Below are 21,456 nucleotides of genomic sequence, written 5' to 3' on the forward strand. Positions count from 1 at the left end.
TGTCAGGTTTGACCCTGACGCCGTGGGTCCGTACCCTGGACTGTCGGCGCGTGTAGAACGTGCCGATCACTGTGCCGCCATCGCGGCGCCGATGCGAACCCCGCACACCACCGGTCCAGGCCGGCGGGTCGGGCCGTGCGCAGGCGCCGGGGCCGCACCCCCGAGACAGCAAGCAGTTCGACGAGCAGAGATGAGCAGCAACGTGGTGTACGCGATCGTGAAGGCTGGCGGCCGCCAGGAGAAGGTCGCCGTCGGCGACGTCGTCGTCGTCGACCGCCTCGCCGCGCAGGCCGGCGCCTCGGTCGAGCTGCCGGCGCTGCTCCTCGTCGACGGTGACAAGGTCACCACCGACGCCGCGGCCCTGGCCAAGGTGACGGTGACGGCGGAGGTCGTGCGGGACGAGAAGGGCCCCAAGATCGACATCCTGAAGTACAAGAACAAGACCGGCTACCGCAAGCGCCAGGGTCACCGTCAGCAGCTGACCCGCCTCAAGGTCACCGGCATCAAGTGATGTCGCGGCCACGGTGACGTGGCCAGCCCCCCTTTTCTGAGCAACTCGAGAGCAGGTTCGTCATGGCACACAAGAAGGGCGCGAGCTCCTCGCGCAACGGTCGCGACTCCAACGCGCAGCGCCTGGGCGTGAAGCGCTTCGGTGGCCAGGTCGTCAAGGCCGGCGAGATCATCGTCCGCCAGCGCGGCACCCACTTCCACCCCGGCGTGAACGTCGGCCGTGGCGGCGACGACACGCTGTTCGCGCTGGCCCCCGGTGCGGTCACCTTCGGCACGCGTCGTGGCCGCAAGGTCATCGACATCGTCGGCGTGGACGCCTGACCTCGGGCACAGGGCCTGAGACAGCAAGATCTTCGTACGAAGGGGCGCACCGGTGCGGTGCGCCCCTTCGTCGTGTAGACCATCAGCAGGGGAACCCAAGGAGGTACAGCCGTGGCGACATTCGTCGACCGGGTCGTGCTGCACGCGACCGGCGGTGACGGCGGGCACGGTTGCGCCTCCATCCACCGCGAGAAGTTCAAGCCCCTGGCGGGTCCCGACGGCGGCAACGGCGGCAACGGCGGTTCCGTGATCCTCGAGGTGGATCCCCAGGTCACCACGTTGCTCGAGTTCCACCACCTCCCGCACCGCCACGCGCCCAACGGGACGCAGGGCATGGGGGACCACCGCGCGGGCACCACGGGCGCGGACCTCGTCATCGGTGTCCCCGACGGCACGGTCGTGAAGTCGCCCGAGGGTGACGTCCTGGCCGACCTCGTGGGCCTCGGCGCCCAGTACCTCGTCGCGCCCGGTGGCCGCGGGGGCCTCGGCAACGCCGCGCTGTCGTCTCCGCGTCGCAAGGCGCCGGGGTTCGCGCTGCTCGGCGAGGAGGGCCAGTCGGCCGACGTCGTCCTCGAGCTCAAGACGATCGCCGACGTCGCTCTCGTCGGCTACCCGAGCGCCGGCAAGTCGAGCCTCGTCGCCGCGGTCTCGGCCGCCCGTCCCAAGATCGCGGACTACCCCTTCACCACGCTGGTCCCCAACCTGGGGGTCGTGCAGGCGGGGTCGGCGCGCTACACGGTCGCCGACGTCCCCGGCCTGATCCCCGGCGCCTCGCAGGGCCGCGGCCTGGGCCTGGAGTTCCTGCGCCACATCGAGCGCTGCGCCGTGCTGGTGCACGTGCTCGACTGCGCGACCCTCGAGCCGGACCGCGACCCGATCTCCGACCTCGACATCATCGAGGCAGAGCTCGCGCACTACGCGGGTGACGTCATCGAGGGTGGTCGCGTGCCGCTGAACGAGCGCCCGCGCATCGTCGTGCTGAACAAGATCGACGTCCCCGAGGCGCGCGACCTCGCCGAGCTGGTCCGGCCTGAGCTCGAGGCCCGCGGTCTGCGGGTGTTCGAGGTCTCCACCGCGTCGCACGAGGGTCTGCGCCCGCTGACGTTCGCCCTTGCGGAGATCGTCGAGAAGGCGCGCCGCGAGGCGCCGGTCCCGGAGGCCACGCGCGTGGTGCTGCGTCCCGTCGCGGTCGATGACCACGGCTTCACCGTCAAGCGGCGCGAGGGTGGCGGCACGGTGTGGTTCTCGGTGCGTGGTGAGAAGCCGGAGCGCTGGGTCCGTCAGACCGACTTCTCGAACGACGAGGCCGTCGGCTACCTGGCCGACCGGTTGGCGCGGCTGGGCGTCGAGGAGAAGTTGTTCGCGGCCGGTGCGGTGGCTGGCGACGAGGTCCGCATCGGACCGGACACGAACGCCGTCGTCTTCGACTGGGAGCCCACGCTGCTCACCGGGTCCGAGCTGCTGGGCGGCCCACGCGGCACGGACCAGCGCATCGAGGAGCGTCACCGCCCGACGCGTGGCGAGAAGCGCGCGGAGTACAAGGACCGCATGGATGCCAAGACGCTGGCCCGTGAGGAGCTCTGGACCGAGCGCGAGCAGGGTCACTGGGCCGACCCGGCGAAGGACGACTGACGCTCCGCCACTCGGGCAGCGTCCGAGGAACTGGCTGCTACCGCGACCAGTTGCTCGGACGCTGTGGTGTCCGGGGCGTGAATAGGTGATCGGTGTCGGGGCAGCTCGGGGCACAATGCCGTCGTGACCGCCGCCGCCCTGCTCGACCGCCAGCAGCTCCCGGACGCTGCGCGCGTCGTGGTCAAGGTGGGCTCGTCGTCCCTGACGGACTCGGAAGGCCGGCTCGATGTCGAGCGTCTGCGCGCTCTTGTGGACGTGCTGGCTGCACGGCGGGCCGCGGGGGGGCAGGTCGTCCTCGTGTCGTCGGGTGCCATCGCGGCAGCGATCGGTCCGCTGGGTCTCCCTGCCCGGCCGCGTGACCTGGCGACGCAGCAGGCCGCCGCGTCCGTGGGGCAGGGGCTGCTGGTCGCGCACTACACGCGCGCGTTCGCGGACCACGGCCTTCGGGTGGGCCAGGTGCTGCTGACGGCCGACGACACGGTCCGGCGCGGTCACTACCGCAACGCGCACCGCGCTCTGAACCGGCTGCTGGACCTGGGTGTCGTGCCCGTGATCAACGAGAACGACGCGGTCGCGACCGACGAGATCCGGTTCGGCGACAACGACCGGCTCGCGGCGCTCGTCTCGCACCTCGTGCACGCCGACGCGCTGGTTCTGCTCACGGACGTCGACTCCCTGTACACGGGGCCGCCGTCACGTCCGGGTTCCCGGCGCATCGCCCGCGTGGACGGTCCGGCCGACCTCGACGGGATCGACGTCGCGTCGCGGGGGAGCGCGGTGGGGACTGGCGGCATGATCACGAAGCTCGACTCGGTCGCGATCGCGACGCAGTCGGGCATCCCCGTGGTGCTGACGTCCGCGGCGCAGGCGGCGGGCGCGCTGGCGGGGGACGACGTGGGTACCTGGTTCTCGGCGACCGGTCGGCGCACGTCGATCCGGCTGCTGTGGCTGGCGCACGCCGCGAAGGCGAACGGTCGGCTGGTCCTGGACGACGGCGCGGTGCGCGCGGTCGTGGACCGGCGGACCTCGCTCCTGCCCGCTGGCGTCACGGGGTTCGAGGGTGAGTTCGAGGCGGGGGATCCCGTGGAGCTGGTCGGCTCGGACGGCGTCGTCGTCGGCCGTGGTCTGGTGGCCTTCGGGTCCGACGAGGTGCCGCGTCTGCTCGGTCGGTCGACGGCCGACCTGCGGGTCGAGCTCGGGGCCGGGTACGACCGCGCGCTCGTGCACCGCGACGACCTGGTCCTGGCGCGCCGCCGCCGCTGATCGTGTCCACGTGGTGGGACGCCGAGTCCAATCGTTGACCACAATGGTCCGGATATCTACGTTCCGGGCCCATGAGAACCCTCCTTCCTTCATCTGCACGCATCCGTGCGCTCGGCGCCGCCGTCCTTGTCTCCCTGCTCGCCGCCTGCGCGGGCTCGACCGGGCAGGGCGGTGCCGCGTCGTCGTCCACCTCCGCCGAACCCGTGCACGGCGGCACCTACGTGCACGCGCTCGAGGCCGACCCGCTCGGCTGCCTCGACGCGCCGCAGCAGCGCTTCCACGTGGCGCTCAACATCACGCGCCAGCTCGCCGACTCGCTCGTCGACCAGGACCCGAAGACCGGCAAGATCGTTCCGTGGCTCGCCAGGAGCTGGGAGATCAGCAACGACGCGAAGACGTTCACGTTCCACCTGGTCGACGGCGCGACCTTCGCCGACGGCAAGCCGGTCGACGCGGCCGCGGTGAAGGCCAACCTCGACCGCATCGTCGCGCTGGGGGCGAAGGCGGTCGGCGCCGGTCCGTGGATCCAGGGCTACCAGAGCACCGAGGTCGTCGACCCGAGCACCGCCAAGGTCACGTTCGACCGTCCCAACGTCCAGTTCCTCCAGGCGCTGTCCGGCTCCTGGTTCGGCCTCATCTCGCCCGCGGACACCGGCAAGTCTGCCGAGGAGCTGTGCAAGGGCACGTACGCCGGATCGGGTCCGTTCACGCTCGACCACTACACGCCCAACCAGGAGGCGGTGCTGGTCAAGCGGGCGGGCTACGACTGGCCCTCCAGCCTCGCGCCGCACCACGGCGAGGCGTACCTCGACAAGCTCCAGTTCACGTTCGTGCCCGAGGCGAGCGTCCGGTCCGGCTCGTTGACCTCCGGGCAGGTCCAGTCCGTCTCCCTCGTGCAATGGCAGGACGAGGAGACCCTCAAGTCGGCGGGCGACACGTTGCTCACCGCCCGCCAGCCGGGGCTCACCGAGTCGTGGGTGATCAACCAGCAGTCCTGGCTGGCCGACGACGAGCCCGTCCGGCAGGCCATCCGGTACGCGATCAACAGCCAGGAGATCGTCGACACCGTCTACGGGCCCACGTACCGCAGCCGCACGGCACCCCTGAACAGCACGACGCCCGGCTACGTCGACCTCAGCTCCGAGCTGGCGTACGACCCGACGAAGGCCGCGCAGCTGCTCGACGACGACGGGTGGAAGCCCGGCGCCGACGGCATCCGCGTCAAGGACGGCAAGCGGCTCAGCCTGAACGTCGTCGCCTCCTACACCGACCTCGAGCTCATCCAGCAGCAGCTCAAGGCTGTCGGCATCGAGTACACGATCCGTCAGCTCGACGCCGCCGCCAACGCCAAGGCGACGCTCGCCGGCGACTACGACATCTACGCGTGGACCATGACGCGCGCCGACCCGACGGTGCTCAACGCGCTCTTCTCGTCGGACTGGACCTCGCTCGGCTACGCCAAGGCGAACCCGTCCGAGCTGGACGACCTGCTCGCGACGCAGGAGTCGACCGTTGACGTCGACGCGCGTGCCTCGGCAGCCGCCGAGGTGCAGAAGTACATCGTCGAGCACGCCTGGCTCGTCCCGATCGTCGACCGCGCCTGGACGTACGGCGCGGGCCCGACGTCGCACGGCCTGCGGCTGGACGGCGAGACGAAGCTGGTGTTCTACGACGCGTGGGTCGGCAGGTGACCCGCGGCTGTGCCCCGACCGAGGGCCCGCGCGACACCCGTCGCGCGGGCCCACTCGCATGCCCGGCGCGGGCCGCGATGCCCGACGACGCACGTCCGTGGTCGGTCTTCGCCGCACATTCGTGCCGGCCCGTGGTTGCACGGATGGTTGCCTCGCTCGCGCCCTCCACGGGCACGCCCGACGCAACCATCCCTGCAACCACCTGACCACGCCGGTGACGTGCGCGGTGGCGTGCGGCACGGAAGGCGGGACTGGTCGCGTGTGGTGGCTTTTCGTGTGGCGGCGCTCGCGTGGTCAGGGTCCGCGGCCGACGACGACGAAGGGGCGGGTCCGCGTGGATGCGGACCCGCCCCTCGTCGGCGAGCGGTGACGGACGACCCGGGTCAGTCGACCCAGGCGGTGGAGAGCTGGTCGAGGCGGGAGTCCGCGCCCAGCTCGATGCCGTGCGCGTCCTTGGCCAGCCCCAGGTAGGTGGTGAGCTCGTGCACGGGGATCACGTGGTGCTGCGTGACCAGGCGCTCCTGGGCCTGCGCGAGCAGGTCCGTCCGCTTCGCCTCGTCACCGGTCGCGAGCTGTTCCTGCAGGAGCTTCTCCAACGTCGGGTCGTCGATGCGGTAGAAGTTCGTCGCCGTCGTCGAGTACTGCGTCCGCAGCACGTCGCCGTCGGCCCGCGACAGGTTGCCCCAGACCAGGTCGAACGACCCGTCCTTGAGCTTGGCCTGGAAGTCCGGCACGGCACCCGACCAGAGCGTCGCGTCGATGCCGACGGCCTTGAGCTCGGACTGGATCAGCTCGACCGACGTCTGGTTCGGCGAGAAGTTGGTGATCCACGCGAGCACCGGCGCCAGCGTGGTGCCGCCCTTCGCGTAGATGCCGTCGGCGCCCTTGCTCCAGCCGTCGGCCTCCAGGACGGAGGCGGCCTTGGCGGGGTCGGTGGTCAGGTGCGAGGACTCGTCGGCGACGCCGGGAGTGGTGCTCGCGAGCGGGCCGACCGCCACCTGGAAACCGTCGGACAGTGCCGTGTCGCGGATCTCGGTGGGGTCGATCGCCAGCGCGATCGCCTCGCGCACGGCGGGATCCTTGCCGAGGTCGGAGGACTCGTTGAACGTCAGGCCGAACGGGATGCCGGGGTTGGCGCGCGAGACGAGCGGGAGACCGGCGTCCTGCAGGGTCGGGATGTCCGTGGGCTGGACGCCGCCGATGGCCTGGACCTGTCCCGACGTCAGGGAACCGGTCCGCACGCTGGCCTCCGGAGCCACCTGGAACGTCACCTTCGCGAGGTGGGGGGCACCGGCGCCCTTGCGGTCGGCCGGGGCCCACGCGTAGCCGTCGCGCGCGGTCAGGACCGTCTCGGTGTCCTTGGTGTAGTGGTCCAGGACGAACGGACCGGTGCCGACGACGCCCTTGCCGGACGCGCGCTCGTCGAAGGGGATCGCGAGCGTCGAGTCGGCGACGAACCCGAGCGCGACCGTGCTGGTCGCCTGGGGGAAGGCTGCGTTCGGCGACGTGAAGGCGACCTTCACCGTGTGGTCGTCGACGACGGTGGTGCCCTGGTAGCCGATGAAGTTCGCCGCGGCCGAGCTCTTGGCGCCCGCGGCGACGGTGTCGTCGAAGTTGGCCTTCACCGACGCTGCCGTGAAGGGAGTGCCGTCCGAGAACGTCACGCCGTCGCGCAGGGTGAACGTGAACTCGGTCTGGTCGGCGTTCGCCTCCCACTTCGTCGCGAGCCACGGCTTGAGCGAGCCGTCGGCCGGGTCCTGCCACGTCAGGGAGTCGACGAGCTGACGCGTGACGTAGAACGTGTCGTTGCCCGAGCCGATGCCGGTGGGGTTCAGCGAGATGGGGTCGTTGCCGATCGCGAACGTGAGGTCGCCGCCGTCGACAGGGTTCGCGGCGGACGCCGACGAGGACGACGTCGACGAGGGGGTCTCGTCCGTGCTGCACGCCGTCAGCGCCAGGCCGAGGGCGGCCAGGCCGGTGGCGATGCGCAGCGTGCGGGGGGACAGGGGTCGTGCGGACATGAAGGGTCTCCAGGGTGAAGGTGAGGTGCGCGTCAGCGCGGAGCGGGGCGAGGTGACGGACAGCAGCCGGGACAACAGGCGGTCATCGCTCACCTCCTGCGACCAGGCCGGCCGTGGCCGGCTCGAGCGGGCGTCGTGCGCCCGGGATCGCGGCCAGCAGCTCTGCGGTGTACGCGTGCTGCGGGTCGGCGAAGACGTCCTCGACCGTGCCGCGCTCGACGACGCGGCCCTGGCGCAGGACCACCACGTCGTGCGCGACCTGCCGCACCACGGCGAGATCGTGGGAGATGAACAGGTACGTGACGCCGAGCTCGCGCTGCAGCTCGGCGAGCAGGTCCAGGATCTGGGCCTGCACCGAGACGTCGAGCGCGGAGACGGGCTCGTCGAGCACCACCAGGTCGGGTCGGACGGACAGGGCGCGGGCGATCGCGACGCGTTGGCGCTGTCCGCCGGACAGCTCGGCCGGTCGGCGCTGAGCCACAGAGACGGGCAGGGCGACGAGGTCCAGGAGCTCGGCCGTGCGCGTCGCGCGGGTGCGGCGGTCACCGACGCCGAAGGCTCGCAGCGGCTCGCCGACGATCTGCCCCACGGACCAGCGCGGGTCGAGCGACGAGTACGGGTTCTGGTAGACGACCTGCATCTGCCGGCGCAGGGCCCGCAGCTCGGAGCCCCGCGTGTGGCTCACGTCCCGGCCGCCGACGAGCACCTGGCCCGCCGTCGGCTCGGCGAGCCGCAGCGCCAGACGTGCGGTCGTCGACTTGCCGGACCCTGACTCGCCGACGAGTGCCAGGGTGCCGCCGCGTGGCACGCGGAACGACACGTCGTCGACGGCCCGCAGGGTCCCGCCACCGCCGGAGCGCGGCAGCGGGAAGTCCTTGACGAGCCCGCGGACCTCGAGGGCCGGCGGTGCGTCGAGGGCGACGGGAACCGAGACGGGACGCGCACCGCGCAACGACGGGGCCGCCGCGAGCAGCTGTCTCGTGTAGGCCTCGCGGGGCGAGCCGAGCACCTCGTCGGGCGTGCCCGCCTCCACGACGCGTCCCTGCGACATGACGACGATCCGGTCGGCGCGGTCGGCGGCGACGCCCAGGTCGTGCGTGATGAGCAGGACGCCCGTGCCGGTCTCGGCGGTCAGCGTGTCGAGGTGGTCGAGGATCTGACGCTGCACGGTGACGTCGAGGGCGCTCGTCGGCTCGTCGGCGACGAGCAGGCGCGGGCGCGCCACGAGCGCGATCGCGATGAGGACGCGCTGGCGCATCCCGCCCGACAGCTCGTGCGGGTACTGCCGTGCCCGCAGCTCGGGCTCGGGCAGGCCGGCGCGACGTAGCGCCTCCACCGCCTCGATCCCCGCGGCGCGGCGGTCGGCGAGCCCGTGGATGCGCAGCACCTCGGCCACCTGGTCCCCGATGCGCTTGACGGGGTTGAGCGAGACGGTGGGGTCCTGGGGGACGAGGCCGACGAGCAGGCCGCGAACCGCCTGCAGCTCGCGCGGCGAGGCCTGCACCACGTCGCGACCCAGCAGGTCGATGGTGCCGCGCTCGATGCGCGCGGCGGGCGCGAGCAGGCGGACGACGGCTGCTGCGGTGGTCGACTTGCCGGAGCCGGACTCGCCGACGACGGCCACTGTCTCGCCCTCGTCGACGTGCAGCGAGACGTCACGGACCGCGTGCACGTCGCCGTGCCGGGTGCGGTAGGAGACGGCGAGGTCGTCGACGGTGAGCAGGCGCTCGGGTGCGGTGGTCATCGGTTCCTCCCGGGGTCGCCGTCGAGTGCGCGCGAGATCCGGCCGGCGGCCAGCACGGTCGCGACGATGGTCAGGCCCGGCAGCGTCGTCAGCCACCACGACGTGCGCAGGTAGTCGCGGCCGCCGGCCACGAGCGCTCCCCACTCGGGGGCGGGCGGCGGTTCGCCGTACCCCAGGAAGGACAGGGACGAGACGGCCAGGACTGCGGCGCCGAGCTCGAGCGCGGCGAGCACGACCACCGGCCCGATCGCGTTGGGGAGCACGTGGCGCCCGAGCGTCGTCCACCACCGGCTGCCGCTGGCGTGCGACGCCTCGACGAACACCGAGGTGCGCACGCGCAGCACTTCCGACCGCATGATGCGGGACACGGACGCGACGTTCGCGAGGCCGACGGCGATCGCGACGTTGATCGTGCCGAAGCCGAGCACCGTGATGAGGGCGAGCGACAGGAGCAGCGCGGGGATCGAGAGCAGCACGTCGACCACGCGCATCGCCACGTCGTCGACGACGCCTCCCACGAACCCGGCGACGAGCCCGACGAGCGCCCCGACGACGAGCCCGACGAGGACGGCGGTCAGGGCGGCCGCCAACGTCAGGTGCGTGCCGTGGACCACCCGCGAGTACAGGTCCCGGCCCAGCTGGTCGGTGCCGAACCAGTGCGCCGACGACGGTGCCTGGAGCTTGTCGGCGGGGACGCCGTCCAGCGGGTCGCCGGGGGCCAGGAGCGACGGCACGAACGCCGCGAGCAGGATGACCGCGGACCACACCAGCGCCAGGACGAGCCCGGGCTTGCGGACCAGGTCCTCGAACCGGGTCCGCCACGGGCTGCGGCGGGCCAGCGAGTCCTCGCGCTCGAGCACCGCGTCGGCGAACCGCTCGGCCGACGTGGCCGCGAACTTGTCGGCCCGCGTGTTCGGGTCCAGGGCCGTGGGGACGAACGCCTCGGTGGGCGGCTGGGGCCCGCGCTCGCCGGCGGTCAGGGCGTCGAGGCTGCTCATCGGGTACCTCCGGCGGTGACGGGGACGCGGTCCGCTGCGGGCTCGGGGGCGGCGTCGGCCGGCCGAGGTGGCGGTGGTGAGGTGACCCGCCGGCGGGAGCCGGTCACGATGCGCGGGTCGAGCAGCGGGTAGACGATGTCGATCAGCAGGTTGACCAGCACGTACACGGTGGCCGCGACGAGCACGACGCCCTGCACCACCGGGATGTCCTGCGCCGAGACTGAGGTGGCCGTCAGGCGGCCCAGGCCCGCGCGGCTGAAGACCGTCTCTGTGACGACGGCCCCGGACAGCAGCCCGCCGATCACCAGGCCGGTCACCGTCAGCGCGGGGAGCGCGGCGTTGCGCAGCGCGTGCCGCAGGTGGACGCGGGTGCGGCTCGCGCCCTTGGCGAGCGCGGTGTCGACGTACGGCTCGCGCAGCGTGTGCAGGAGGCTGCGCGAGAGCATCTGCGCGATCAGTGCCGACGTCGGCAGGGCGAGCGTCACGGCGGGCAGGACGGCGGAGGCGAACCCCTGGTTGCCCAGCGCCGGGAACAGCGGGATCTGGAACGAGAACCACTGCACGAGCGTCAGCCCGAACCAGAACGACGGGACGGCGACGCCGAGGGGCGGGAGCGAGAGCAGGAACCCGGACAGCCGCCGGCTGCGGGTCGCGGTCGCGACGACCGCCAGGCCGCCGCCGACGACGATCGCGAGCACGAGAGCCAGCCCTGCGATCTGCGCCGTCGGCGGCAGCGCGTCGGCGATGAGGGTGGTCACGGGCTGGCCGTTGACGACCGAGGTGCCCAGGTCGCCGCGCAGCGCGTGCCCGAGCTGCGTCACGTACTGGACGGGCAGCGGCTGGTCGAGCCCGTACTGGGCGCGCAGCGCATCGAGCTGTTCCGGGGTGACGTCGCTCGACTCGCCGCCGTACATGATGGAGACGGGGTCGCCCGGCAGCGCGTACAGCACCAGGAACGTCACCGTGTAGGCGGCCCACAGGACTCCGGCGGCCAGCAGCAACCGGCGCACCAGGTAGCGGCTCACGGGTTCACCGCCTGCGGTCGTTCGTTCATGGGGATCTCCTCGTTCGGGACGCGCGTGATGGCCGTCGGGCTGCGTGCTTGCACGACGGACGCCGTGCCTGGTCGTCACCTGGAGCACCCCGCCACGTGCGGAGGGTTGCTGCCCGACCAGCCAGGGCTTGACGTCGGGACTCGAGACCGCGGCGAACCTAGGAAGCCGGGCGGGCCGGATCAATGCCCGGCCGCGAACGTCTCACAATTCGGACTCAATCGGTCGGAAATAAGACGCGACCCGCAGGCCGCTCGCGCCGGGAACACCGGCCGAGCGGCCCACGGGTCACGTGGGTGGGGGATCAGGCGTCGACGAGGGCCCCGCGGTGGGGGACCGGCGCGCGCAGGCCCAGGTGCTCGCGCAGCGACGTGCTCGTGTACGCGTCGCGGTAGGCGCCGCGCTCCTGCAGCGCCGGGACCAGGTGGTCGACGACGTCGTCCAGCCCGGTCGGCACCAGCCACGGCGTGATGTTGAAGCCGTGGCTCGCGCCGCCCCGCACCCAGCGGACCAGCTCGTCGGCCACGGAGTCCACGCTGCCGACGAAGCCGCGCTGCCGGTCCTGGGCAAGCACGAGCTGCCGGATCGACAGGTTCTCCGCCTCGGCCCGCTCGCGCCAGGCGCGGGCGAGGGCGCGCGGGTCCGCGCCGTGCCGGGCCGAGCCCCGCGTCTCACCGACCAGCTCGATGCGGGGGTCGTGGGCCGGCAACGGGCCGTCGGGGTCGTACGACGACAGGTCCTCGCCCCACACCTGACCGAGCAGCGAGAGCGCGGTGGCCGGCGTGACCTGCTGCTCCTTGACCCAGTGCGCCTTCTCGCGGGCCTCGGCACCGGTCGCGGCGAGGATGAACTGCGTGCCCGGCAGGATCTTGAGGTCGTCCTCGGGGCGGCCGGCTCGCACGGTGCGGGCGCGGACGTCGTCGGCGAACGCGAGCGCGTCGTCGTAGTCCGTGCCGTGCGCCGAGAAGATGACCTCCGCGTGGCGGGCGGCGAAGTCGCGTCCGTCGGGCGAGTCGCCGGCCTGGAAGAGCACCGGGTGGTCGCTCAGCGCGACGGTCGGGGAGACCCTCAGGTCGACCGTGCTGCCCGTGTAGGACACGCTGCGGCCGAACCCGTCCCAGATGGCCTGCGCGGCCTCGACGAACTCGCCCGCGCGCTCGTACCGCTGCGAGTGGTCCAGCCACCCGCCCCGGCGGAAGTTCTCGCCGGTCCAGGCGTTGTCGGTCGTGACGATGTTCCACGCGGCCCGGCCGCCGGACAGCGCGTGCAGGCTCGCGAGGCGGCGGGCCAGGTCGGCCGGGTCGTTGTAGGTGACGTTCTGCGTCGCTGCCAGCCCGATGTGGGTGGTCACGGCCGCCAGCGCCGCGAGCTGCGTGATCGCGTCGGGGCGGCCGACGACGTCGAGGTCGTGCAGGAGCCCGTTCTGCTCGCGCAGCCGCAGGCCCTCGCCCAGGAAGAACGCGTCGAACAGCCCGCGCTCGGCGGTCTGCGCCACCTGGCGGAACGTCTCGAAGTCGATCTGCGAGCCGCTGGCGGGGTCGGTCCAGATCGTCGAGTGGTTGACGCCTTGGAAGAAGACGCCCAGGTGGACGTGGGCGTTCGGGTAACGGTCGTCGGACACGGTCGTCTCCTTCAGGCGGTCGCGGCGAAGCGCGAGGTGGGTCGGGGCAGGCCGAGCGTGTCGCGCAGGGTCGCGCCGGGGCGCGGGGTCGGCAACGCGCGGGCCACGCGCAGCGCGGGAAGCACGTCGCGGACCAGCACGGGCACGTCGTCGTCGATCACCGAGGGCAGGATCCGGACGCCGTCGACGACGCCGCGCAGCGAGGTGAGCAGCGCGACGAGCCCGGCGGCCGAGCCCGTGAAGACGACGGCGTCGGGGGTGTGCGCGGCGCTCCGGTCCAGTGCTTCCAGACGTTGTGCGCCCGTGGCGGTGTCGGTGTCCAGGGTCACGGCGACGTCGACGAGCACGAGCGGGGCACCCGTTCCCTGCGCCTGCCCGAGGGAGGAGACGAGCGCGATGTCGAGCAGCTCGCCCGGCACGGCGCCGGCACGGCCGACGACGACGGACTGGCCCTGCGGGCCCCGCGGCACGATGAGCGGTCCCTTGACCGTGAAGGGAGCCCGTCGGCCGTCCGGTGCGGAGCGCAGCGCGGGGGAGGCGGCTGGGCCGTCGCCGCCGCTGGCGAAGTCGACGTAGTGCAACCGGTCGCGGTCGATGTACCGGCCCGTGGCGGTGTCCCGGATCACGGCGTCGTCGTCCCACGAGTCCCACAGGTCGCGCACCACCGTGACGACGTCGGCGGTCTCGTCGGCCAGGTCCTGGCCGTCTGCGACCGGTCGGTCCAGCGCGGCGCGTGCCCCGGGGACCGCACCTGCGCCGACGAGCCAGCCGGACCGGCCGGTGCTCGCGTGGTCGAGAGCCGCGAGCTGGCTCGCGAGGTGGAACGGCTCGGTGACGGCGGGGTGGACGAGCGGGACCAGACCGATCCGGGACGTGAGAGGCGCAGCGAACGCCGCCCGCGTCACGGCGTCGACCCGGTGCGGGTCGCGGCCTGCGACCGGGACGAGCGAGTCGTCGAACGTCACGAACGTGACCCCGGCGTTCTCGGCGGCGGCGACCACCGTGCGCAGGCGGTGGGCGTCGGGCGTGACGCCCGGTCGGGCGGCCGGGGTCGCGAAGGTCGTGTGCGGTTCGACGAGGTGGGCGGCCGGGTGCTGGCCGGCGCCGTCCACCTCGAGGGCGATGTGCAGGACGGAGGTCATCGAGTTCCTTCGATCGGGGTTCAGCGGACGGAGTCGTAGGCGTCGCCGAGCCGGTCGACGAACGCGAGCAGCGTCTCGACCGGGTGGTTGCCGTAGGCCAGGCGCAGGTGGTCGGCGAACTCGCGGCGACCGCTCGAGGCGAAGAACTCGCCCCGCTGGTAGGAGGCGCCGCGCTCGGCGGCGGCCTCGTACAGGCGCGTCGGATCGATCGTGGGGTCCGTCAGGCGCGGCCACAGGAAGAAGCCGCCGTCGGGTCGGCGCGTCTCGATCAGGTCGCCGAACCGCTCCGTCAACGCGTCGACCACGGCGTCGGCGCGCTCGCGGTACAGCGCGCGGGCGCCGACGAGCGTGCGGTCGAACCACGTCGCGTCATGCGTCAGCAGGTCGATCACGATGCGCTGCTCGAGCGTGGACGTGTGCGAGTCCTGCCTGTTGCGCAGGCGCACGAACGCCTGGGCCAGCCGCGGGGGAGCCACGACCCAGCCGAGGCGCAGGCCGGGGCCCAGGGTCTTCGAGAACGTGTTGACGTGCACCACGTGCTCGGAGGAGTTGAAGGCGCCGAAGTCCTCGTCGGCGCCGCGGAACCGCAGCTCGCGGTACGGGTTGTCCGCGATGACGACGACGTTGTACCGCTCGGCGAGCTCGACCAGGCGCACCCGGGCCTCGGCCGGCAGCGTGCCCTGGCTCGGGTTGTGGAAGTCGGGCACGGTGTAGACGGCCGACGGGCGCGCGCCCCCCACCAGGTGGGCCTCGAGCTCGTCCACGTCCAGGCCGTCGGGTCCCACGCTGACCGGGAGCGTGGCGGCCTGGGACAGCTCGAGCGCGCGCAGGAACAGCGGGAACACCGGGTTGTCGACCGCGACGAGCCCGCCGCGCTCGACCAGGGTCAGCACGGCGAGGGACAGGCCGTGGAACCCGCCGTTCGTGACGATGACCCGGTCGGCGTCGACACCTTCGCGTGCCGCGATCCACGCGCGCAGCTCGTCGAGCCCCGCAGACTGCGAGTACTGGAACGAGCCGGGGCCGGACACGGTCCCGGTCAGCACCCGCTCGGTGGCGGCGAGGACCTCGTGCACCGGCAGCGCCGAGTCGTCGGGGATGCCTCCGAGCAGCTCGATGTCGCCGGGCCTGCGGCGACGCAGGCTCGCGTCCCCGAAGCCGTGCGGTTCGGGCAGGCCGAGCGAGAGGGCGGTCAGCGCGGGCAGTGCGAGTTCGGCGGTGGTTGTCATGGCACGTCTTCTCCCTGGTGGGACATCGCTTGCGACCGCGGTCGCGGACGCCAGGTCGTGCTCGGGAGCACCCCGCCGGTGTCGTGGGGGTTGCTGTTCCGCCTGCCGAGCCAGACGGCGGAACTCGGGACCGCCGCGCAAGTTAGGTCGCGGACAGGGACGCGTCAAGGGTTCGTCCCGGTCGTCTCACGAACGCGTTCTTCGGGCGATCGTGCAGGTAAGAGCGTTGCGTCCCGCGATGCAAGACGGTCCGGAGCGACCGTTGACATGGCCGTGTGGGACGCGGATTCTCCCCGCCAGGTCACGAGCCCCGCCGTCTGGCCCGGCAGGCGGGGCAGCAACCCCCACGACACCGCGGGGTGCTCCCGGGCAAGACCGGGCCCGTCGCACGACGGGCAAGGAGTGTCACGAAAGGGAGCACCCATGTCTGTCTCGAGCACAGCCGAGCTGCGCACGGCGTCCGTCGACGAGCTCGTCCGCAGCCGTTACGGCGACGAGCCCACGGGAGACCTGCCGGTGACCGAGGTGATCGTCCAGCAGCTCGGCCACCGGTCGGTGCGTCGCTACCTGCCCGACGAGGTCACCGACGCCGAGCTCACCGCGATCGTGGCCGCGGCGCAGTCGGCCGCCACGAGCTCCAACCTGCAGCTCTGGAGCGTCGTGGCGGTCCGCGACCCGGGCTCGCGCACCACGCTGTCGGCGCTGGCGGGCGGCCAGCGGCACATCGTCGACGCCGCGCTCGCGGCCCAGAACGCGACGCTCGCCGCCGAGTCGCTCGGGCTCGGCACGGTTGACATCGGCGCGCTGCGCAACCGCCCCGAGCAGGTCGCCGAGCTGCTCGGACTGCCGCCCCACGTCTTCGCGGCGTTCGGGCTGGTCGTCGGGCACCCCGACCCGGACGAGGCGCCGCGCGTCAAGCCGCGCCTCGCCCAGGCCGCGGTCCTGCACCACGAGACGTACGACGCCGACGTCCACCTGCCGCAGGTCGCCGCCTACGAGGGCCGCATCGCCGCCTTCTACGCCGACGAGGGCCTCGAGCACTCCTGGACGTCGCGCGTCCTGGCGCGACTGTCCGGACCCGACGCGCTGAGCGGACGCGACCGGCTCGGCGAGGCGCTCCGCGCGCAGGGCTTCGAGCTGCGCTGAACCGTGAGCACAGCCGAACCCGTGCGCCTCGCCGCCACGCCCGTCGAGGCGCCGGCGTCGCGCACGCAGAACCGGGTGCTGGCGGTCTGTCTGGTCGTTGGCTTCGCGACCCTCGTCGACCAGTCGATCCTGACCGTCGCGATCCCGTCGCTGCGCGCGTCCCTGGGCGCCGGCACGGCGCAGGTGCAGTGGATCGTCGCGGCCTACTCGCTCGGCTTCGCCGTCGCGCTGGTCCCTGCCGGGCGCCTCGGGGACGCGTTCGGGCGGCGCGGTCTGCTCGTGGCCGGCGTCGCCACGTTCTCCGCGTTGAGCATCGTGGCGGCGACGGCGACGAGCGCCGACGTGGTCGTCGTCTGCCGCCTGCTGCAGGGCGTGGCCGCAGGCACGGCGAACCCGCAGGTCATCGGCCTGATCCAGGAGCACTTCACGGGGTGGCGGCGGACTCGCGCGCTGGGTGCGTACGCGACGGTGGCGGCCTTCGCCGGCGTCGTCGCGCCCCTTCTCGGCGGGGCGGTCGTCGGCCTCGCCGGGGAGGCCGGCGGTGCGTGGCGCTGGGTGGTGGTGCTGAACGTGCCGTTCGGGCTCGCGGTGGCGGTCCTCGGCGTGGCGTGGTTGCCCGGGCGTGCCGGCCGCGCCGCCGGGCCGGGACGCGTGCGGCTCGACGCCGTCGGAGCCGTGCTGCTCGGTGCCACGACGCTCGCCCTCCTGGTCCCGGCTGTGAGGCTCAGCGGCGGGGGTTCGGCGGGCTGGGGGAGCGTGGTGGTCGTCGTCGTCCTGGTGGCACTGCTCCTGCTGTGGGAGCGGCGGTGCGCCCGACGAGGAGGACTCCCGATCCTGGCACCCGACCTGCTCCGGCTGCGCGGCTTCGCCACCGGGACGCTCGTCGCGACCTTCGCGTTCGGTTCCGCGTTGGGCACGTCGCTCGTCCTCGTGCTGTTCCTCCAGGAAGGCCTGGGGCTCAGTGCGTGGGAGGCGGGGCTCGTCGGTGCTCCCGGGGCGGTGGTCGGGGCCATCTGCTCCGCGTACGCCTGGCGCGTCTCCTCCCGGTACGGGCGACCGGCCGTGACGCTCGCGCTGGCGGCCGTCGCGACCTCGCTGCTCGTCGGCGCGGCGCTCGTCGCGTGGGCCCCGCCCGCGGTGCTCGTGGGTGGCCTGATCGTCACGCAGGTCGTCACGGGAGCGGGCGGCGGGCTCGTGCACGCACCCAACCAGGCGCTCACGCTCGAGGCAGTCCCGCTGCGGTCGGCCGGGCTCGCTGCCGGGTTCCTCCAGGTCGCGCAGCGCATCTCGGCCGTGCTCGCGCTCGCCGTCCTGGGCGGCCTCGTCCTCGCGTCGGCAACAGTCGGCGACCTCGACTCGTACCGGCGGGCCACGGTCGTCGCGCTCGGCGTCACGTCGGCGCTCGTCGTCGCGGCGGCGGTCGCCTCGAGCACGGACCGGCGGGCGTCGACCACCCCCGGCGTCGTGGCGCTCGAGTGTGCCGCCACCTGAGCACGTCCGGACCAGACCTGATCCGCCTCATCGACCACACACCGCACCGACCACACACCGCACCGTGAAGGAGAAGGAAGCCATGACCAGCACCGCACCGACCAGCACGGCACCCGCCCAGGACCTGACCCTCGAGGAGGCGACGGCGCTCGCGCCGGCGCTCGACGCCGTCCGCGCCGCCGCCCGCGTGGCCGAGGGCGCGGTCCTCGTCGACGTGCGCAGCGCGGCCGGACGCGCGTCCGTGGGAGAGATCCCCGGCGCGACGGTCGTCGACCGGTGCACCGTGGACGAGACCTTCGACCTGACGTCGGCGACCCGGCTGGCTCCCGTCGTCTCGCTCGACACCCCGGTCGTCGTCGTGTGCGGGTCGGTGCGCGGCTCCGGCCCGGTCGCCGCCGCGCTCATCGCCAGGGGCTACACGAACGTCGTGCACGTCGAGGGCGGTGCGGGCGCCTGGCGGGACGCGGGCCTGCCGTTCGAGCCCGGCGCGCAGGACGCCGCGCAGTGACGACGACCGACGCGCCGTCGAACCGGGTGAGCACGGCGTTCCTCGACGAGCTCCGCGAGCTCACCGAGCGTCGCCGCGCGGCCTTCGTCCCGCTCTCGTCGCCGTTCGCTGGTGCGCGTCCCGACGACGTCGCCCGCGTGCGCGCCGCGGCGGCACTCGGCGAGAGGGAGGCGCTCACCCTGGCCCGCGACGTGCACGGCTACGCGGAGGAGGCATACCGCGAGGTCCGGTCCGTCGCTGCCGTCGCCGACCTGCTGCGCGCGCACGGTGTCCCCGCGTCGGTCGGCACGCACGGTGTCGCGACGGCGTTGCGTGCCGGCCTGACGGCTGACGGGCCCGACGACGGCAGCAGCACGGACGGGCCGACCATCGCGATCCTCGCCGAGTACGACGCGCTCCCCGACGTGGGACATGCCTGCGGGCACCACCTGATCGCGGCCGCCGCCACGGGCGCGTTCCTGGCGCTGCGGCGCGCGGTCGCGGACGGGCTCACTCTCGCGGGCCGCGTGCTGCTCCTCGGCACACCTGCCGAGGAGGGCGCATCCGGCAAGGAGGTCCTGGCGCGAGCCGGGTTCTTCGAGGGTGTCGATGCGGCGATCATGGTGCACCCGTTCGGCTACGACGTGGTCGACCACCCGTTCCTGGGGCGCCGCCAGCTGCGCGTCACGTACCAGGGAGTCGCCGCGCACGCGTCGGCGAGCCCGTTCATGGGGCGCAACGCGCTCGACGCCGCGACGCTGAACTACCAGGCGGTGGCGCTGCTGCGCCAGCACATCCCGCCGAGCGACCGGGTCCACGGCGTGATACGGGAGGGCGGTCAGCGACCCAGCGTGGTCCCCGAGCGCGCGAGCGTCGAGTACTACGTCCGCTCCGCGAGCCCGGCCACGCTGAAGGATCTGAGCCGGCGCCTCGAGGACGTCGCGCACGGTGTCGCGCTCGCCACGGGCACGACGGCCCACCTGGACTGGGACGCCGCGCCGTTCACGCTGCCCGTCCGCACCAACGGCCCGCTCGCGGCGCGCTGGGCGACCCATCAGGCGGCGCAGGGACGTACCGCGCTCGCGGGTGGCGTGGTGCCGGAGATCCTGGCGGCGTCGACCGACTTCGGGAACCTCAGCGTCCGGCTGCCGGGCATCCACCCGATGATCGCGGTCGGTGACCCGGACGTCGCACTGCACACGCGCGAGTTCGCCGAGGTCGCGGCCGGGCCGCGGGGCGACGCGGCGGTCGTCGACGGGGGCCTCGGGCTCGCCCTCACGGCGCTGGACTGGTTGGCCGACCCGGTCCTTCGTGAGGCCGTGCAGAGCGACTTCGAGGCCGCCGGCGGTGTGCTCGACGTGGCGGGGTACTTCGCATGAGCGGGGGCCCGGAGGTCGTCGTCCGCCTCGTCGAGCCGCACGAGATCGACGACGTCAGCCGCCTGTCCGTCGAGGCGTACGCGCACGACTACACGTTGAGCGAGGGCTACCGCGCGTCGGTCGCCGACGTCGCCGGCCGAGCCCGCGAGCACGAGGTGTGGGTCGCCCAGGAGGTCGCGACCGGCGAGCTCGTCGGGACGGTCGCGACCCCACGGGTCGGTGGTCGCCTCTCGGAGCTGGCGCGTGACGACGAGGTCGACTTCCGGCTCCTCGCCGTCGCACCGCACGCCCGGGGCCGAGGCATCGGCGAGCTCCTCACCCGGCACGTGATCGCGCTGGCACGCGCACGCGGTGCGCGGCGCGTCGTCATGAACTCCGGCCCGCGGATGGTCGGTGCCCACCGCCTCTACCAGCGGCTCGGCTTCGTCCGCCTGCCGGAACGCGAGACCCGGTTCGTCGACGGCGCGACCCTGCTCGCGTTCGGCTACGACCTCGAACCCGCCATCACCACGACCACCGTCCCACCCCTCACCCAAGGAGCACCCGCATGAGGTTCCAGGTCCTCGACATCGTCCCCCACGCCGCCCACCCCGTGACCGGTGAGCAGCTCGACCCCTCGACCCGGCTGGAGCGCGTCGTCGAGACCGCGGTGCTGGCCGAGGAGCTGGGCATCGACGCCTTCGCGGTGGGGGAGCGGCACGCGGGCGACTTCCTGTCCTCGTCGCCCACAGTCCTGCTCGGCGCGCTCGCCCAGGCCACCGACCGCATCCTGCTCAGCACGGGCGTCACCGTCCTCTCGCTGCTGGACCCGGTCCGCGTCGCCGAGGACTACGCGACGATCGACCTGCTGTCCCGGGGGCGCCTCGAGATCGTCATCGGCAAGGGCAACGAGGACAAGCACTTCCCGCTGTTCGGCCTCGACATCGACCACCAGTACGACTACCTCGAGGAGAACTACGGCCTGCTTCGGCGCCTGCTCTCCGAGGAGCACGTCGACTGGCAGGGAACGTTCCACGCACCGCTGACCGACGCGACCACGCTGCCGCGGCCGTTCGACGGTCCGTTCCGGATCTGGCACGGCTCGGCGACCAGCCGCTTCGCGGTCGAGCTCGCGGCCAGGAACGGGGACCCCATCGTCTCGGCGAACGCCCTGCAGCCGCGCGAGGCCTACCAGGTCCTCGTCGACCACTACCGCGAGCAGCTCGAGGTCCACGGCCACGACCCGGCGGTCGGGTACGTGGGCGCCGGCTCGGGCGGTCTCTTCCTCGCGGACACCACGGACGAGGCGACGCGGGAGTACCGCGCGGTGTACGAGGCGTTCGCGGCGCGCAGCATCGCCAAGCACGCGGGCGACGCGCGGCCGGGCAAGTCGTCGTCGTTCGCGAGCATCGAGGACGCCGTCGAGCGCGGGCCGGCGCTGGTGGGGTCCTCGGAGCGGGTGGCCGAGAAGATCGTCGACTACCACCGGTCCTTCGGTCACGACTTCCAGTCGGTCTCGCTCAACCCGGTCCTGCCCTACGAGCAGCAGCACGACGTCCTGCGCCGGTTCGCCGAGGAGGTCGTGCCGCTGGTGCGCCGCGAGGTGTCCACGACCTTGTGGGGTCCGCGGGACCCGGGCCGCGCCCGGGGGATCGCGGCGGCACGGCAGGCGGCCGGACTGCCCGACGACGACCTGGTCCCGCAGCGCACAGCGGGAACGGGCGCGTGACAGGAGCGACGAGCAGGACGA

Annotated in this window: 18 protein-coding genes and 3 riboswitches; of the genes, 11 read left to right on the forward strand and 7 right to left on the reverse strand. The window is 73.1% G+C overall.

The features are described 5' to 3' along the window. Positions 1 to 202: 202 nt before the first annotated feature. From rplU to IC607_RS05255, 5 genes are all read left to right on the forward strand, one after another. Positions 203 to 511 (forward strand): 50S ribosomal protein L21, encoded by a 309-nt coding sequence (gene rplU / locus IC607_RS05235; RefSeq protein WP_191787011.1) that lies wholly within the window; start codon positions 203 to 205, stop codon positions 509 to 511. Between the two features lie 62 nt (positions 512 to 573). Beyond that, positions 574 to 831 (forward strand): 50S ribosomal protein L27, encoded by a 258-nt coding sequence (rpmA, locus tag IC607_RS05240; RefSeq protein WP_191785963.1) that lies wholly within the window; start codon positions 574 to 576, stop codon positions 829 to 831. 111 nt (positions 832 to 942) lie between these two features. Beyond that, positions 943 to 2,463 carry a GTPase ObgE gene (gene obgE, locus IC607_RS05245; RefSeq protein WP_191785964.1) on the forward strand — a complete coding sequence of 507 codons (1,521 nt, stop codon included), beginning with the start codon at positions 943 to 945 and terminating at the stop codon, positions 2,461 to 2,463. A gap of 123 nt (positions 2,464 to 2,586) precedes the next feature. After that, a complete protein-coding gene (proB, locus tag IC607_RS05250; RefSeq protein WP_191785965.1) occupies positions 2,587 to 3,726 on the forward strand; it encodes a glutamate 5-kinase in 1,140 nt (379 codons plus the stop codon). A gap of 71 nt (positions 3,727 to 3,797) precedes the next feature. Next, positions 3,798 to 5,417, forward strand: coding sequence for an ABC transporter substrate-binding protein (locus tag IC607_RS05255; protein WP_191785966.1), 1,620 nt, complete (start codon positions 3,798 to 3,800; stop codon positions 5,415 to 5,417). Positions 5,418 to 5,800: 383 nt separating this feature from the next. Here IC607_RS05255 and IC607_RS05260 read toward each other — a convergent pair whose 3' ends face one another. The 7 genes from IC607_RS05260 to IC607_RS05290 form a co-directional block, all read right to left on the reverse strand. Beyond that, positions 5,801 to 7,438, reverse strand: a complete 1,638-nt coding sequence (locus IC607_RS05260) for an ABC transporter substrate-binding protein (protein ID WP_191785967.1) — start codon at positions 7,436 to 7,438, stop codon at positions 5,801 to 5,803. 82 nt (positions 7,439 to 7,520) lie between these two features. Continuing rightward, the gene (locus IC607_RS05265; protein WP_191785968.1) at positions 7,521 to 9,182 is read right to left on the reverse strand and encodes an ABC transporter ATP-binding protein; all 1,662 of its coding nucleotides are present in this window, start codon (positions 9,180 to 9,182) and stop codon (positions 7,521 to 7,523) included. Then, entirely contained in the window at positions 9,179 to 10,180 is a 1,002-nt protein-coding gene (locus tag IC607_RS05270; RefSeq protein WP_225224557.1) for an ABC transporter permease, read from the reverse strand. Before IC607_RS05270 ends, IC607_RS05265 begins: the two co-directional genes overlap by 4 nt. After that, positions 10,177 to 11,205: an ABC transporter permease gene (locus IC607_RS05275; protein ID WP_191785969.1), complete on the reverse strand. Its 1,029-nt coding sequence runs from the start codon at positions 11,203 to 11,205 to the stop codon at positions 10,177 to 10,179. The genes IC607_RS05270 and IC607_RS05275 overlap by 4 nt, the downstream gene beginning before the upstream one ends. Before the next feature lie 68 nt (positions 11,206 to 11,273). Then, positions 11,274 to 11,383, reverse strand: a riboswitch (SAM riboswitch). Positions 11,384 to 11,536: 153 nt separating this feature from the next. After that, positions 11,537 to 12,853, reverse strand: coding sequence for an LLM class flavin-dependent oxidoreductase (locus IC607_RS05280; protein ID WP_191785970.1), 1,317 nt, complete (start codon positions 12,851 to 12,853; stop codon positions 11,537 to 11,539). An 11-nt stretch (positions 12,854 to 12,864) separates the two neighbouring features. Continuing rightward, positions 12,865 to 13,995 carry an LLM class flavin-dependent oxidoreductase gene (locus IC607_RS05285; RefSeq protein WP_191785971.1) on the reverse strand — a complete coding sequence of 377 codons (1,131 nt, stop codon included), beginning with the start codon at positions 13,993 to 13,995 and terminating at the stop codon, positions 12,865 to 12,867. A gap of 20 nt (positions 13,996 to 14,015) precedes the next feature. After that, positions 14,016 to 15,224, reverse strand: coding sequence for a PLP-dependent aminotransferase family protein (locus IC607_RS05290; protein ID WP_191785972.1), 1,209 nt, complete (start codon positions 15,222 to 15,224; stop codon positions 14,016 to 14,018). Positions 15,225 to 15,244: 20 nt separating this feature from the next. After that, a riboswitch (SAM riboswitch) is annotated at positions 15,245 to 15,356 on the reverse strand. A gap of 167 nt (positions 15,357 to 15,523) precedes the next feature. After that, positions 15,524 to 15,632, forward strand: a riboswitch (SAM riboswitch). A 15-nt stretch (positions 15,633 to 15,647) separates the two neighbouring features. Here IC607_RS05290 and IC607_RS05295 point away from each other — a divergent pair. The 6 genes from IC607_RS05295 to IC607_RS05320 all read left to right on the forward strand — a co-directional run bounded on the left by IC607_RS05295 (position 15,648) and on the right by IC607_RS05320 (position 21,435). Then, positions 15,648 to 16,370, forward strand: a complete 723-nt coding sequence (locus tag IC607_RS05295; protein ID WP_191785973.1) for a nitroreductase family protein — start codon at positions 15,648 to 15,650, stop codon at positions 16,368 to 16,370. A 3-nt stretch (positions 16,371 to 16,373) separates the two neighbouring features. Next, positions 16,374 to 17,861, forward strand: a complete 1,488-nt coding sequence (locus IC607_RS05300; protein WP_191785974.1) for an MFS transporter — start codon at positions 16,374 to 16,376, stop codon at positions 17,859 to 17,861. Between the two features lie 82 nt (positions 17,862 to 17,943). After that, on the forward strand, positions 17,944 to 18,369 hold the full coding sequence (locus IC607_RS05305) for a rhodanese-like domain-containing protein (RefSeq protein ID WP_191785975.1): 426 nt from the start codon (positions 17,944 to 17,946) through the stop codon (positions 18,367 to 18,369). Further along, a complete protein-coding gene (locus IC607_RS05310; RefSeq protein WP_191785976.1) occupies positions 18,366 to 19,727 on the forward strand; it encodes an amidohydrolase in 1,362 nt (453 codons plus the stop codon). The genes IC607_RS05305 and IC607_RS05310 overlap by 4 nt, the downstream gene beginning before the upstream one ends. Beyond that, positions 19,724 to 20,278: a GNAT family N-acetyltransferase gene (locus tag IC607_RS05315; protein WP_191785977.1), complete on the forward strand. Its 555-nt coding sequence runs from the start codon at positions 19,724 to 19,726 to the stop codon at positions 20,276 to 20,278. Before IC607_RS05310 ends, IC607_RS05315 begins: the two co-directional genes overlap by 4 nt. Then, a complete protein-coding gene (locus tag IC607_RS05320) occupies positions 20,275 to 21,435 on the forward strand; it encodes an LLM class flavin-dependent oxidoreductase (RefSeq protein ID WP_191785978.1) in 1,161 nt (386 codons plus the stop codon). The genes IC607_RS05315 and IC607_RS05320 overlap by 4 nt, the downstream gene beginning before the upstream one ends. The last annotated feature ends 21 nt before the right edge of the window (positions 21,436 to 21,456 follow it).

Source organism: Cellulomonas sp. JH27-2 (assembly GCF_014837175.1).
Lineage (GTDB): Bacteria > Actinomycetota > Actinomycetes > Actinomycetales > Cellulomonadaceae > Cellulomonas.

Coding starts and splice junctions, on each gene's coding strand:
- IC607_RS05295 (WP_191785973.1), top strand. CDS start 15,648: ATGTCTGTCTCGAGCACAGCCGAGCTGCGCACGGCGTCCGTCGACGAG.
- IC607_RS05315 (WP_191785977.1), top strand. CDS start 19,724: ATGAGCGGGGGCCCGGAGGTCGTCGTCCGCCTCGTCGAGCCGCACGAG.
- IC607_RS05305 (WP_191785975.1), top strand. CDS start 17,944: ATGACCAGCACCGCACCGACCAGCACGGCACCCGCCCAGGACCTGACC.
- IC607_RS05265 (WP_191785968.1), bottom strand. CDS start 9,182: ATGACCACCGCACCCGAGCGCCTGCTCACCGTCGACGACCTCGCCGTC.
- IC607_RS05255 (WP_191785966.1), top strand. CDS start 3,798: ATGAGAACCCTCCTTCCTTCATCTGCACGCATCCGTGCGCTCGGCGCC.
- IC607_RS05285 (WP_191785971.1), bottom strand. CDS start 13,995: ATGACCTCCGTCCTGCACATCGCCCTCGAGGTGGACGGCGCCGGCCAG.
- IC607_RS05260 (WP_191785967.1), bottom strand. CDS start 7,438: ATGTCCGCACGACCCCTGTCCCCCCGCACGCTGCGCATCGCCACCGGC.
- IC607_RS05270 (WP_225224557.1), bottom strand. CDS start 10,180: ATGAGCAGCCTCGACGCCCTGACCGCCGGCGAGCGCGGGCCCCAGCCG.
- IC607_RS05290 (WP_191785972.1), bottom strand. CDS start 15,224: ATGACAACCACCGCCGAACTCGCACTGCCCGCGCTGACCGCCCTCTCG.
- IC607_RS05320 (WP_191785978.1), top strand. CDS start 20,275: ATGAGGTTCCAGGTCCTCGACATCGTCCCCCACGCCGCCCACCCCGTG.
- rpmA (WP_191785963.1), top strand. CDS start 574: ATGGCACACAAGAAGGGCGCGAGCTCCTCGCGCAACGGTCGCGACTCC.